General features: G+C 48.7%; 15 protein-coding genes. 1 reads left to right on the forward strand and 14 read right to left on the reverse strand.

Annotated elements, in window-relative coordinates; all coding sequences use genetic code 11:
• Nucleotides 1–41: 41 nt before the first annotated feature.
• Complete coding sequence (locus K6T22_RS14560; protein ID WP_050676943.1) at nucleotides 42–1,241, reverse strand: multidrug efflux MFS transporter; 1,200 nt, start codon at nucleotides 1,239–1,241, stop codon at nucleotides 42–44.
• Nucleotides 1,242–1,421: 180 nt separating this feature from the next.
• Here K6T22_RS14560 and K6T22_RS14565 point away from each other — a divergent pair, with 180 nt between their 5' ends.
• Nucleotides 1,422–2,291 (forward strand): glycoside hydrolase family 18 protein, encoded by an 870-nt coding sequence (locus tag K6T22_RS14565; protein WP_238237987.1) that lies wholly within the window; start codon nucleotides 1,422–1,424, stop codon nucleotides 2,289–2,291.
• A gap of 258 nt (nucleotides 2,292–2,549) precedes the next feature.
• On the opposite strand, the gene mreB is transcribed toward K6T22_RS14565, so the two are convergent.
• The 13 genes from mreB to K6T22_RS14630 form a co-directional block, all read right to left on the reverse strand.
• Nucleotides 2,550–3,530, reverse strand: coding sequence for a rod shape-determining protein MreB (gene mreB, locus K6T22_RS14570; protein WP_238237988.1), 981 nt, complete (start codon nucleotides 3,528–3,530; stop codon nucleotides 2,550–2,552).
• A 217-nt stretch (nucleotides 3,531–3,747) separates the two neighbouring features.
• Nucleotides 3,748–5,052: a UDP-N-acetylglucosamine 1-carboxyvinyltransferase gene (gene murA / locus K6T22_RS14575; protein ID WP_238237989.1), complete on the reverse strand. Its 1,305-nt coding sequence runs from the start codon at nucleotides 5,050–5,052 to the stop codon at nucleotides 3,748–3,750.
• 251 nt (nucleotides 5,053–5,303) lie between these two features.
• Nucleotides 5,304–5,537 (reverse strand): DUF1146 domain-containing protein, encoded by a 234-nt coding sequence (locus K6T22_RS14580; RefSeq protein ID WP_029342736.1) that lies wholly within the window; start codon nucleotides 5,535–5,537, stop codon nucleotides 5,304–5,306.
• A 315-nt stretch (nucleotides 5,538–5,852) separates the two neighbouring features.
• The gene (locus tag K6T22_RS14585; RefSeq protein ID WP_023469493.1) at nucleotides 5,853–6,266 is read right to left on the reverse strand and encodes a F0F1 ATP synthase subunit epsilon; all 414 of its coding nucleotides are present in this window, start codon (nucleotides 6,264–6,266) and stop codon (nucleotides 5,853–5,855) included.
• 26 nt (nucleotides 6,267–6,292) lie between these two features.
• The gene (gene atpD, locus K6T22_RS14590) at nucleotides 6,293–7,711 is read right to left on the reverse strand and encodes a F0F1 ATP synthase subunit beta (RefSeq protein ID WP_029342738.1); all 1,419 of its coding nucleotides are present in this window, start codon (nucleotides 7,709–7,711) and stop codon (nucleotides 6,293–6,295) included.
• 36 nt (nucleotides 7,712–7,747) lie between these two features.
• The gene (gene atpG, locus K6T22_RS14595) at nucleotides 7,748–8,599 is read right to left on the reverse strand and encodes an ATP synthase F1 subunit gamma (RefSeq protein WP_047394533.1); all 852 of its coding nucleotides are present in this window, start codon (nucleotides 8,597–8,599) and stop codon (nucleotides 7,748–7,750) included.
• 42 nt (nucleotides 8,600–8,641) lie between these two features.
• On the reverse strand, nucleotides 8,642–10,150 hold the full coding sequence (gene atpA, locus K6T22_RS14600; protein WP_023469496.1) for a F0F1 ATP synthase subunit alpha: 1,509 nt from the start codon (nucleotides 10,148–10,150) through the stop codon (nucleotides 8,642–8,644).
• A gap of 19 nt (nucleotides 10,151–10,169) precedes the next feature.
• On the reverse strand, nucleotides 10,170–10,703 hold the full coding sequence (locus tag K6T22_RS14605) for a F0F1 ATP synthase subunit delta (protein WP_050676947.1): 534 nt from the start codon (nucleotides 10,701–10,703) through the stop codon (nucleotides 10,170–10,172).
• A complete protein-coding gene (gene atpF, locus K6T22_RS14610) occupies nucleotides 10,703–11,236 on the reverse strand; it encodes a F0F1 ATP synthase subunit B (RefSeq protein ID WP_050676948.1) in 534 nt (177 codons plus the stop codon). Before atpF ends, K6T22_RS14605 begins: the two co-directional genes overlap by 1 nt.
• Before the next feature lie 127 nt (nucleotides 11,237–11,363).
• Entirely contained in the window at nucleotides 11,364–11,576 is a 213-nt protein-coding gene (gene atpE, locus K6T22_RS14615; protein ID WP_023469499.1) for a F0F1 ATP synthase subunit C, read from the reverse strand.
• 75 nt (nucleotides 11,577–11,651) lie between these two features.
• Nucleotides 11,652–12,395 carry a F0F1 ATP synthase subunit A gene (gene atpB / locus K6T22_RS14620; RefSeq protein WP_023469500.1) on the reverse strand — a complete coding sequence of 248 codons (744 nt, stop codon included), beginning with the start codon at nucleotides 12,393–12,395 and terminating at the stop codon, nucleotides 11,652–11,654.
• A gap of 8 nt (nucleotides 12,396–12,403) precedes the next feature.
• Nucleotides 12,404–12,790, reverse strand: a complete 387-nt coding sequence (locus tag K6T22_RS14625; protein WP_023469501.1) for an ATP synthase subunit I — start codon at nucleotides 12,788–12,790, stop codon at nucleotides 12,404–12,406.
• Nucleotides 12,787–13,005, reverse strand: a complete 219-nt coding sequence (locus tag K6T22_RS14630; RefSeq protein ID WP_023469502.1) for an AtpZ/AtpI family protein — start codon at nucleotides 13,003–13,005, stop codon at nucleotides 12,787–12,789. The genes K6T22_RS14625 and K6T22_RS14630 overlap by 4 nt, the downstream gene beginning before the upstream one ends.
• Nucleotides 13,006–13,258 lie beyond the last annotated feature (253 nt).

A 13,258-nucleotide genomic window follows, 5' to 3' on the forward strand; every position in this document is an offset into this window, starting at 1 on the left:
AGCTTCCGTCCCCTCAAGCAAAAGGGAACGGAAGCTTTTTCTTAGTTATTCGGATTTTTATTCAAGACAGCGGTTTGTGTCCGCTCAAGTACGGCATTCGTGATGACGATTAGACCAGTAAAGAGGAACAGCGCTTCAAAACCGAAGTGTCCAGCGATCTGTCCACCTGCTAGTGGTCCGAGGAAGTTCCCCATGAACTGCGCGGACTGATTGTACCCGAAGATACGTCCTGACGCATTCGCTGGTGTATTCTTCCGAAGCAACGCTTGTACCGATGGCATCAGTGCTGCTGTCGCAAAACCAATTCCCATCCGTAAGACAATCAATTGACTAGTATCTGTGACGAATGCTTGCGGAATCAAGAAGGCAGCAAAGACAAGTAACGCAAAGAACAAGACGCGTTCTGCCCCAATCTTATCTGAGAGACGACCGAGTCGTTGTGCTGCAATCAATGCGGCGATCCCAGGTGCAGAGGCGACGATCCCGGACAATAACGCAAGACGTTCTGTCCCCGGACTGAGTTCCCGGACGTACAGCGACAGAATCGGACTAATTGATTGTGCCGCGAACTGAATCAGGAACGTCGTCAAAAACAAACTTAAGATAAGTTCTGGATGACGAAGCGACTGGATAATTTCTTTCGCGGACGCCATTTTTTTAACTTCCATTGGGACGAATTCTTCTTTAACTAAGAAGTATGTCACGAGGAAGGTAATGAAGAGCGGAACGCTCGTAAAGAGAAAAACGGGTCGAAGCCCAACAACGTCGGCGAGGAATCCTCCGATGAGAGGTCCTAGCAATCCACCGGCAATCCCACCGGTCGACAGGGTGCCGAGCGCCCAGCCACTTTTCTCTTTTGGGGTTTGGGAAGCAACGAGTGTAATCCCGGCTGAAATGAATCCGGATACAGCTCCCATGACAAGACGTAAGAATACGAGTTGATAGACGTCTTGGACAAAACTAATTAAGAACATGACAATCGACATACCAAGGCTTGCTCGAAGTAACATGAGCTTACGACCTTTTCGGTCGGCGAGACGACCCCAGATTGGTGAGACGATCGCAGCGACGAGGAAGGTCGCACCAAAGGCGATTCCGGACCAGGTTGTAATATCTTGTCGGCTGTCGACACCGAGTTCTTCAATGAATAAGGGCAAAAACGGTAAAACGAGACTGAGGGCTGCAGCGGTCAAAAAACTACCGAACCAGACGACGACTAAATTTCTTTTCCACAATGGCATTGTGGTATCACTTCCTTTTAATTGACAATTCGTTTCAATACAACAACTTTTAATATACACTTCACATTGTGAAATGTCTAGGATTTGAACTGTCAAAGTGTAGAACGGGACCTTTGATGCATATAAGCTAGTGCACTACGACCGATAGTAAGGTAATCCACACGAAGGAGTGAAATTGAAATGAAACGCTTTTTGATTAGCGTAGTCTGTCTATCGTTACTTCAATTCGGACTACCACTCAAGAGTTCAGCTGCCGTTTCCGTCACTCGTCACACGGTCATCTGGTCCATCCCAGAGGCCAAATCCATTTCAACGAAGATCAATCAGCTGGCAAACAGACAGATGAAACGTGTCTATCTGCATGTCGCTGTCGAGGGTGACCGTACTCTCTACCGAACATTCGTTGAAAAAGCACATGCTGTTGGAATTGAAGTTTATTTCCTGTTCGGACAGCCACGCTGGATTACAAACGAAGGAACGACAGCTCGACCAAACGTTGAAGATCCACTTGCCTGGATCTCGACCTATCAAATGGAAACGATTAGTCATCCGGACGGCATCAGTGTCGATCTCGAACCGTATGCCTTACCGGAATGGGAGACGAACCAGCCAGGTATCATCGCCTCCTATGAGCGGATTTTACTCGCCTTCCGTGAGAAAGCATCTGCTGAAGGCTTACCGCTGCAACTGTTCCTGCCGTTCTGGTTCCATACGATTCAGGACGTCAATGGTCGCTCTCTCAGTGAGTGGGCAATGGAACTCGCTGACGAAGTCACGTTGATGAGTTACCGGACCGTTTACGGTGGAGGTAATGGACTCGGCGCCATCACGATGACGGATGCGCTTTATGCTGCGAGTCACGGGCATCGTCTTTCGTATGCGATCGAATTCACCGAACTTCCGGAAACACCAGACATCACGTTCTACGGCAAAACACGGACGCAGTTGAATCAACTCGTCAATCAAACGATGGCAAGTTCACTGCCACCAAGTGCAATCGTCTATCATGATTTTGAAGCGTACCAAGCGTTCATGCGTAGTACGCAGTAAGGACCAATAGGTTCAGCATACGAAGAGGCTTGCTACCATTAATCCGACTCCTACAGGAAAAAGCGCAATTTTTTGCGCTGTTAGAGACAAACAAGACCCGGGTTCACTGTTATCCGAACAGTGAAGACTGGCTTGTGTCTCGCCTGAGGAAAGCGGATAAATGGGGCAAGCCTCTCTTTTCTTTAATATCGTCAAAAAATGAAAAAGTGGTTCCTCTCGTCATTGAGAAGAACCATCTTTTAATCACTCTCGATTTTCTTACTTCCCAAGATTGTCGAGCATGATTCCTGTACCGCGTGCGACACATAACATCGGATCTTCTGCGATCAGAACTGGTAGACCGAGTTCTTTTGCAAGTAACTGATCGATTCCGTCAAGGAGTGCACCCCCACCCGTCAAGATGATGCCACGGTCGATGATGTCCGCTGCAAGCTCTGGTGGTGTCTTTTCAAGCACCCGCTTCGTTGCTTCGACGATCTCCATCGCTGCTTCCGCAAGTGCCTCATGCATCTCTTCCGATGTCACCGTGATGTTGTGCGGTAAGCCCGTTACAAGATTTCGTCCACGGATATCCATCTGTTCGCTACGTCCGTCTTCTGATACAGTAGCAACCGTCGTCTTGACCGCTTGCGCCGTCCGTTCCCCAATGATCAACTTATGCGTATCCTTAATCGAACGAATGATGTCATGATCAAACCGATCCCCTGCGACCTTAATCGTCTCACCGCATACGATATCACCCATCGAGAGCACAGCGACGTCTGTCGTCCCACCACCGATATCAATGACCATGTGCCCTGCTGGCATCCAAATGTCCATACCGGCACCGACTGCTGCGACCTTCGGCTCGACTTCAAGGAAGACCGTCTTTGCGCCTGACTTTTCACCAGCTTGACGAATCGCCTTTGCCTCAACCGTCGTGATGCTTGCTGGTGTACAGATCAACATACGTACCCCACCGAACATCTTACGGACTTCAATCTTATCGATGAAATGGCGAAGCATCGCTTCCGTCATTTCGAAATCGGCAATGACGCCGTCTTGAAGTGGTCGGATCGCCACGATGTTCCCCGGTGTCCGCCCTACCATCAAATGTGCTTCCGTACCTACCGCATGAATCTTACCTGTTGCCTTATCGATCGCGACGACCGATGGCTCATCGAGGACGATGCCTCTCCCTTTGACATGAATGACGACATTCGCCGTCCCTAAGTCGATTCCGATATCTCTTGAAAACATCTCGTGTGCTCTCCTTTACCCACTGGCTATTCTTCCAAAATATAGAACGTCGTTTGGACGTCTAACCCATTTATGTATACATACCTTTCAATTCTAGCATACGCCTCATCACGAAACGACTTTCTTTTTTAGCTTTTCTGATTTCATTGTCGTCTTTTTAAAAAGACGACAAAAAGAGCACCATCTCACAAATGAGATGATGCTCTTGAATGAGTGCTTAGAGTTTTGTTGCAGCTGTTTCTTCAACGACTGCTACTTCTTCTGTTACACGTTCTACATCAGCACCAAGTGCTTGTAGCTTAAGGTGGAAGTCAACGTATCCACGATCGATGTGGTGAAGTGCACCGACGCGTGTTTCACCTTCAGCAATCAATCCTGCTGTGACGAGTGCTGCACCTGAGCGAAGGTCTGTTGAAAGCACTTCTGCCCCTTGCAGTTGCACGCCACCGTTGATGATCGATGAACGACCTTCAATCTTGATGTCAGCGTTCATACGACGGAATTCTTCAACATGCATGAAGCGGTTTTCGAAGACTGTTTCCGTGATAACTGACGTTCCGCCTGCTTTGAGGACGAGTGCCATCATTTGTGCTTGAACGTCCGTCGGGAAACCTGGGTGTGGCATCGTCTTGACGTCAACAGCTTCGAGTTTCGCTGGACCGACGACACGGAGACCTTCTTCTGTATCCGTGATCTTAACGCCCATCTCTTCCATCTTCGAGATGAGTGGACGAAGGTGTTCACGCTCGGCACCGATGACTTCGACGTCACCTTCAGTGATTGCTGCTGCGATCATGAACGTACCTGCTTCGATTCGGTCAGGAATGACGTAGTGTGTTGCACCGTGTAATTTCTCGACGCCTTCGATGCGGATCGTTTCTGTACCTGCACCGCGGACTTTTGCGCCCATTGCGTTCAAGAAGTTCGCAAGGTCAACGATTTCTGGTTCTTTTGCAACGTTCTCGATGACTGTCGTTCCTTCTGCGAGTGTTGCAGCCATCATGATGTTTTCTGTCGCACCGACAGATGGGAAGTCGAGGTAGATTTTTGCACCTTGGAGGCGACCGTCGACATGGGCTTCAACGAATCCGTTTCCGATGATCGTTTTTGCGCCCATCGCTTCGAATCCTTTCAAGTGAAGGTCGATTGGACGTGAACCAATTGCACAACCACCTGGCATCGCGACACGTGCGCGACCGAGGCGTGCAAGTAATGGTCCCATGACGAGAATCGAAGCCCGCATTTTGCGAACGTATTCGAGTGGAGCTTCGTCTTTGAGATTCGGCTCTGCATTGACCGTCACCGTGTTCGCTTCTGCGTCGAACTCGACTTCTGCGTTCAAGTTGCGTAAGACGTTATTGATTGTATAGACGTCTGCTAGACGTGGTACGTTTTGAAGAACGGATTGTCCCTCTGATGCAAGCAATGTCGCGACGAGTGTTTTTAAGACCGCGTTCTTTGCACCTTCTACTTTGACTGTTCCAGCTAATTTACGTCCGCCACGGACAACGATTTTTTCCATTCTCCCTACTCCTCTACTTCGTTTCTGTTCTAGTATGTTCAATTCGTGATTGGTGAGGATCATAGTTGGAATTCAACGAATGTTAGAAAAGAAACTTCCCTATAGTTGATCTCTTACTCCAAAGCCAATACGACGTTTCGATTGTAATGTTAGATGATTGCTAAATGACTGTGTTCTTTCATTAAAAGAGCAGTGTCCTGTTCCATGTTAAAACAAATTACCATTTCAGGGTTTACAATGCAGTTACAAGTTCACCCGATTAAAAACTGAAGACGTTGTGCAAAGCCGGCATAATCCAGTAAAAAGCGAGCGACAATCGACCCGAGTGCAATCGCAAGAATCGTTCGTAAGGCTACCGCATGCGGTCCTTTAGGATGTTGCAGGATTTTCTCCCATTTGACTGGTAACAAGGACCACCAAGCGAGTAAAATCGCCACGATGTAGACTAGCATACTAACTAACGCACTCACACCAATAGATGTCACTTTCGTTGCACCTCTTCTTCATAGTTTCTTCAACTCTACTATGATTTCATAAAATGAATGATTGCGCAAACAAAAAAGAACACGCTGAATTAATTTTAGCGTATAAAATATATTTATTGAAGATAAATTTGGTCTTCTACACAAAAAAGGTTGAAGAATTCGTGAAGACGAGGCATATAATGTACTTTTACATTTTTCCAGTATGTTAAACCTGTATCTTTTAGCGTATTGCGAAAACGGTTGCCATACGATCAATCATTGATGTTTCGTACAAAAAAACCCCGATTCCGCGAACGGAACCGGGGTTTCATCAAATCAATCGCGACCGTAGTCTTTCAAGCTGAGACGGTTAACTGCTCGTTTCAGTGAAAGTTCAGCACGCTTGAATTCGAGTTCTGATAATTTCGTGTCCTGGAGACGACGTTCTGCACGAACCTTCGCAGCTGCAGCACGGTCGTAGTCGACCTTGTCTGCTTGCTCCGCAGTTTCCGCAAGAACCGTTACAGTATCCTGGCGCACTTCCATAAAGCCACCGCTGATAGCGATCAACGTGCGTCCGCCATCTTCGTGGCGCAACTTCAAGATGCTGATATCGAGTGGTGTTACGAGTGGGACGTGGTGCGGGAGAACCCCGATCTCACCAGAAATCGTCTTCGCAACGACCATACGGATATCGCCATCATACACTTCGCCATCCGGGGTGACGATATTGACATGAAGTGTGTTCATCTCAAGTCCCCCTTATGCTTTGTCACTTAGACAAGCGCCTTCGCTTTTTCAATCGCATCTTCGATCGGACCGACGAGACGGAATGCTTCTTCCGTTAAGTCATCGTGTTTACCTTCGAGGATTTCTTTGAAGCCGCGGATCGTGTCCTTAACTGGGACGTACGATCCTTTTTGTCCTGTGAACTGCTCAGCTACGTGGAAGTTCTGCGACAAGAAGAACTGGATACGACGCGCACGGTGTACAGTCAATTTGTCGTCTTCTGACAACTCGTCCATACCGAGGATCGCGATGATATCTTGAAGTTCTTTATAACGCTGAAGTGTTTCCTGAACTTGACGTGCAACACCGTAGTGCTCTTCGCCGACGATTTCTGGTGAAAGGGCACGTGATGTTGAAGCAAGTGGATCCACGGCAGGATAGATCCCCATCTCAGAGAGACGGCGCTCAAGGTTCGTCGTTGCATCTAAGTGAGCAAACGTCGTCGCAGGAGCCGGGTCAGTATAGTCATCGGCTGGTACATAAACCGCTTGGATCGATGTAACCGAACCTTTGTTTGTTGATGTGATCCGCTCTTGAAGCATACCCATCTCTGTTGCGAGTGTTGGTTGGTAACCAACGGCAGATGGCATACGACCAAGAAGGGCTGATACCTCAGAACCTGCTTGTGTATAACGGAAGATGTTATCAACGAAGAGAAGAACGTCTTGTCCTTGCTCATCACGGAAGTATTCTGCCATCGTCAAACCAGTCAAGGCAACACGAAGACGTGCACCAGGTGGTTCGTTCATCTGACCGAAGACCATCGCTGTTTGTTTGATAACGCCTGAATCCGTCATCTCGTGGAACAAGTCATTACCTTCACGCGTCCGCTCACCAACACCTGCGAATACCGAGATACCGCTGTGCTCTTGCGCGATGTTGTTGATCAATTCCTGGATGAGGACGGTCTTACCTACACCGGCACCACCGAAGAGACCGATCTTACCACCCTTGATGTAAGGAGCGAGCAAGTCGACGACTTTAATTCCAGTCTCGAGGATTTCAACTTTCGTTGAAAGGTTATCGAAAGTCGGTGCTTTTTTGTGGATCGGAAGACGTTCCACGTCAGCAGCGATTTCTTTTTCATCAATTGGGTTACCGAGTACGTTGAAGACGCGACCAAGTGTCGCTTCTCCGACGGGTACCGAGATTGGAGCATTCGTATCGATTACTTCAATTCCACGGCGTACTCCATCCGTTGAGTCCATCGCAATGGTACGGACGACGTCGTCACCAAGGTGCAGGGCGACCTCAAGCGTCAAGTCGATAGCCACTTCTTCTACAGTTTGCGGCGTATATTGAATACGAAGCGCGTTGTAGATGTTCGGTAAGTGTCCTTCGAACTTAACGTCGATGACAGGTCCCATGACCGCGACGACGCGGCCTTTTAAACCGAGTTCGTTCATCGTGTTTCCTCCTACCTATCGTTACGTCAGTCGGGATTACTGCTGCGCAGCAGCCCCACTGACGATCTCTGTGATTTCTTGCGTGATTGCAGCTTGTCGAGCTCGGTTGTAGACGAGAGTCAATCGACCGATCAAGTCATCTGCGTTATCTGTCGCACTTTGCATTGCTGTCATACGTGACGCATGTTCTGCTACTTTCGCGTCAAGAAGCGCACCGAAGATCAAGCTCTCCGCATAACGCGGGAGGAGTTCAGCAAGGATTTGTTCCTCACTTGGCTCGTACTCATAAGTCGTCGAAGACGAAGCTTCGATTTCTCCGAGTGGGAGAAGAGTTTCGACTTTCACTTCTTGGCTGATGACAGATAAGAAGTGGTTGTAGCACAGCTTGAGCTCGTCGATTTCGCCGAGCGTGAACGCACTCACTGTGCGCTTCACGATTTCAGCGACGTCGACATACGAAGGAGAATCGTTCAAGCCTGTGATCGCATCCGTGACCGTAATTCCGCGTGAACGGAAGAACTGGACACCGACTTTACCGACCACGAAGAGAACGTAACTGTCCGCAGTATGCTTTTCTTTGATTTCCCGGTAGACTTCACGCAGCACGTTGGCGTTATATGCACCAGCTAAGCCGCGATCCGATGTGATGACGATATATCCTGTCTTTTTGACGGGACGTTTCTCGAGCATCGGATGGCTCGCACCTGTCGTGCCATTCGCAATGGTTCCGAGTACCTCTTGCATTTTCAGCATGTAAGGTTGGAACTTCGCGCTATGTGCTTGAGCGCGGTTCAGTTTCGACGCCGAAACCATGTTCATCGCTTTCGTGATCTGTTTCGTACTTTTCGTCGAGTTGATCCGCGTTTGTATCTCGCGCAACGATGCCATTTCGATTCACCACCTTGTTAGTATCAAGAGCGTTCCGCCGGATTAAACCGTCGCTTGGAACGTTTTCTTAAATTCTGAGATTGCTGCTACGATCTCTTCGTCTGCTGGAAGGTTACCTGTCTTACGGATCTCATCGCAAAGTTGTTTGCGGTTTTGATCGAGCCAGAGGTTGAGTTCCTTTTCAAAACGACGAATATCCGTTACAGCAACATCATCAAGGTGACCACGAGTCAAGGCATAGATGATGATGACTTGCTTATCGACAGTAAGGGGTTGGTTCAAGTCTTGTTTCAAGACTTCAACTGTCCGCTCACCACGGTTAAGCTTCGACTGAGTCGCTTTATCAAGGTCAGATCCGAACTGTGCGAATGCTTCAAGCTCACGGTAAGATGCGAGGTCAAGACGGAGCGTACCCGCTACCTTCTTCATCGCTTTTACTTGAGCCGAACCACCTACACGCGATACCGAGAGACCCGGGTTGATCGCGGGACGGACACCTGAGAAGAAGAGATCCGATTGAAGGAAGATTTGACCATCCGTGATCGAGATAACGTTTGTCGGGATATAAGCTGAGATATCCGACGCTTGTGTTTCGATGAACGGAAGGGCAGTCAAGCTACCTGCGCCAAGCTCGTCGTTTAACTTCGCTGCACGCTCAAGAAGGCGTGAGTGGAGGTAGAAGACATCCCCTGGGTAAGCTTCGCGGCCTGGTGGGCGTTTCAAGAGAAGTGAAAGCTCACGGTAAGCAGCTGCTTGTTTTGAAAGATCATCATAGATGACAAGAACGTGTTTGCCTTGGTCCATGAAGTGTTCACCCATCGCGACACCTGCGAATGGTGCGAGGTAAAGAAGTGGAGCTGGCTGTGAAGCTGCTGCCGAAACGACGATCGTGTAATCGAGTGCACCGTTTTTACGGAGCGTCTCGACGACGCCACGGACTGTTGATTCTTTTTGTCCGATTGCGACGTAGATACAGATCATGTTTTCTTCTTTTTGGTTGATGATCGTATCGATTGCGATCGACGTTTTACCCGTCTGACGGTCACCGATGATCAACTCACGCTGTCCACGACCGATTGGAACGAGGGCATCGATCGCCTTGATTCCTGTCTGAAGTGGTTCGTGTACCGATTTACGCGCCATGACGCCAGACGCCTTACGCTCGATCGGGTTGTAGTGTTCTGTTTCGATTGGACCAAGACCATCGATTGGCATACCGAGTGGGTTAACGACACGTCCGAGGAGTGCGTCTCCCGTTGGTACTTCCATGATGCGGCCCGTACGGCGAACAGAGTCGCCTTCTTTGATTTCAAGGTAGTCACCGAGGATGATGATACCGACGTTGCCTTCTTCTAAGTTTTGCGCCAAGCCCATTGTGCCGTTAGCGAATTCTACGAGCTCTCCCGACATGACGTTGTCGAGTCCGTGTGCACGAGCGATACCATCACCGATTTGGATGACCGTACCTGTCTCGTTCACTTCCATCGTAGAACCGTACTGCGCGATACGCGCTTTAAGCAGGGCGCTGATTTCTTCAGCTCTAATGCTCATGCGTTTCACCCCTATTTTCTTACGCTTTTAACAGCTCACGCTCAAGGCGCGTTAGTTTAGTTTCGATCGTACCGTCATATGTCGTGTAACCGATTTGGACGCGAAGTCCTCCGATGACACGCGTGTCGACGACGTTCTCGACTTCAAGCGTTTTACCTGATTTTTGGCCAAACGTCTCTTTCACTTTCGTGAGTTCCTCGTCCGACAATTTGTATGCACTCGTGACGATTGCCGTCGCGACATTGCGGTGTTCATTCAACAATGCAATGAAGTGTTCCGGTAATGTAACGATCTCTGCTGCCCGGTCGTTTTCGACCATGACAAGCAATGTGTTTAAGACGATCGAGTTGAAGCCAGTGAAGCTTGTTTGAAGAACTTGCTTGAGCTCTTCAGCAGAAATCGATGGGTTATCTAAAACCGAAGCGAGCTCTGGTGTTGCGTGGAGCACTTCGCCGAGCGTCCGCACATCAGCTTCTGCTTGCTCGAGCACATGGTGCTCAAGCGCAAGATCGAAGAGCGCTTTTGCGTAGCGTCCCGCTACGTGATCACGCATTAGTTCGTGCCCTTAGTATCAGCAAGGAATTGGTCGACGAGTGCTTTTTGAGCGGCTTCGTCTGTCGCAAGCTGTGTTTTCATGACGTGGCGTGCTGCAGCGATTGCTTGAAGAGCGACATCGTTCTTCAAAGCAGCTTGTGCTTCAGCGCGTTCACGTTCGATCGCACGGCGAGCTTCTTCCTTACTCATTTCGGATTCAAGACGTGCCTGCTCCATCGCACGTGCTTGCTCTGCTTCTGCCTGACGGCGTGATGCTTCTAAAAGATCGCGTGCTTCCGTACGCGCCTTGTTTAATTCTTCGCGTTGTTGTTCTACGTAGACTTCAGCGTCTTTACGGCTCTTTTCAGCCGAGTTGATCTCGCTAGCCACATGCTCTTCCCGCGCTTTCATCATGTTGACGAGCGGGCCCCATGCGAATTTCTTCAAGAGGATGAGGAGCAAGAGGAAAACGACGATCGTGACGATCATGTTGGCTAATAAGAGATGGTTGCTTTCGCCACCAGCCTCTGCCGCAAGATACGTTAGATTCATTCGATTACACTCCCCTCGTGGTTGGTTCAACTTCAATATCTACATAAGGGAGCCTAAGCTCCCGTGACGGTTCACTCAAACGTTGAACGAATAGCGCCCTATGTAGTCCGTTCTCGTTAATCGTGGATTAAGAGTTGAGAAGAAGGAAACCGACCGCTACACCGATGATTGGAAGTGCCTCAACAAGACCGATACCGATGAACATTGTTTGACGAAGTTCGTTTTTGAGTTCTGGCTGACGTGCTTGACCTAATACTGTACCGTTTACGATAAGACCGTTACCGATACCTGCGCCGAGTGCGCCGAGTCCGATGATGATCGCTGTTGCAATAAGATTCATGATAAATTGCCTCCCTAGAGTATGTTCATTGATTTGTCGTGCTGTTATCGGAAAAGCGGATGCTTTACCTTCGAATTAATGGTCGTGCGCTGCCTTATGTCCGATGTAAACCATCGTCAGGATAAGGAAGATATACGCTTGGATACCACCGATGAAGAGTGAGAATCCTTGCCAGATCAACATCGGGATACCCGAGATGATCGCGCCGACTGGTCCGAGGAATTGGAAATCGTTCGTACCAGAGACGATACCGATCGAAAGGATGATTCCGATCATGATTTCACCAGCGAAGATGTTTCCATAAAGACGAAGACCGAGCGTCAACGTGTTTGCAAACTCCTCGATGATGGTAATGATAAACATCGGCGTCATGAATGTTTTCGCATAAGCACCGAAGCCTCGCATCTTCACACCGTAGTAATGACTTAAGACTACTACGAGAGATGAAAGTGCCAGTGTCACGTAAGGATCTGCAGTTGGTGAGTTGAACCAAATGTAGTGTCCCGTCACGACGTTGAATGGGAGACCCATGATGTTGGACACAAGGATGAACAGGAATAATGTCATTCCGAACGTAAGGAAGCGACCCCCTGTTTTCCAGTCCATCGTGCTGCTGATGATACCGCGAACGAATTCGAGGAACATCTCCATCACGTTTTGAGCACCGGTTGGCTTCATCACAAGACGTCGCGTACCGGCCACGGCAATCAAGAAGACGAGAGCAGCAGCAATCAATACTGTGATCAAGTTCGTCCAGCTACCGTACAGAACGAAGTCACCCCAGAGTGGGATTTCGTAAAGTGGCATTTCGTGGTTCATTTGACTATTCACCTCTTTTCCCGCTTGAGTTCGTGAGTCAAGAACTCACAAAATTGTATGACGTGGCCGGCGAGAAGGCCTATTACCACCGCAGTTAATGACAATTCAGTTTGATATTTCAAACCGATCATCACACAGAGTACCGCGACCGCCATGCGTGAAACGGTCCCTCGAGACACTGGCTTACGCCCTGTCTCAATTACACGATACATACGATCGACGCTCAGTCGTTGAAGCGTCAAGATCAAGAAGCTGCCAGTTCCACCAAGTGCTAGTCCATAGATGACTGGATCACTCGGGCGTCCGATGAGCAGCAGGACAGCAAGGATTCCGTAAAAGAGTCCGAACCATCGTAAGTACGCACGATACAACGCATCTTGAAGGATGATGTTCATGTCTTCTCCCCTAACAAGTGCCTGATCATGGCGATCATGCAAAGAATGCCGATGAAAATCCCGATGAACACGGCGAACGTCGCACCCATTTTTTCCCACCATTGTTGTTGTTCCCCATAGTTCCCAACCAAAAAGCCAATGACGATCGGTGCAGCCAGTGCCGTCGAAATTTGCGAGGCCATGACCATACTCTTCGCGAGCCCACTTTGGCGCACTAGAGACGACCCCCTTTTTCCCAATTGTGAGTTCTTTTTCTTTCCCACAATTTGCGGATTTTCATACTAGTCAAGAATACAATGAAGCAGCTTTCATAGTCAAATGAATTCACAATAAAAACAGAGCCGAAAAACCTATACATATCAACGATTGATAAGGTTTTCACAGATGTCATCCATGCAAGTCATTTCACGAAGATGTGAAGAAAATATGTAGTACTATCAACGGTTAAAGAGATTGTTCATATGGTGA

It is taken from the genome of Exiguobacterium acetylicum, from assembly GCF_022170825.1.
In the GTDB taxonomy this organism is placed as follows: Bacteria; Bacillota; Bacilli; order Exiguobacteriales; family Exiguobacteriaceae; genus Exiguobacterium_A; species Exiguobacterium_A acetylicum_B.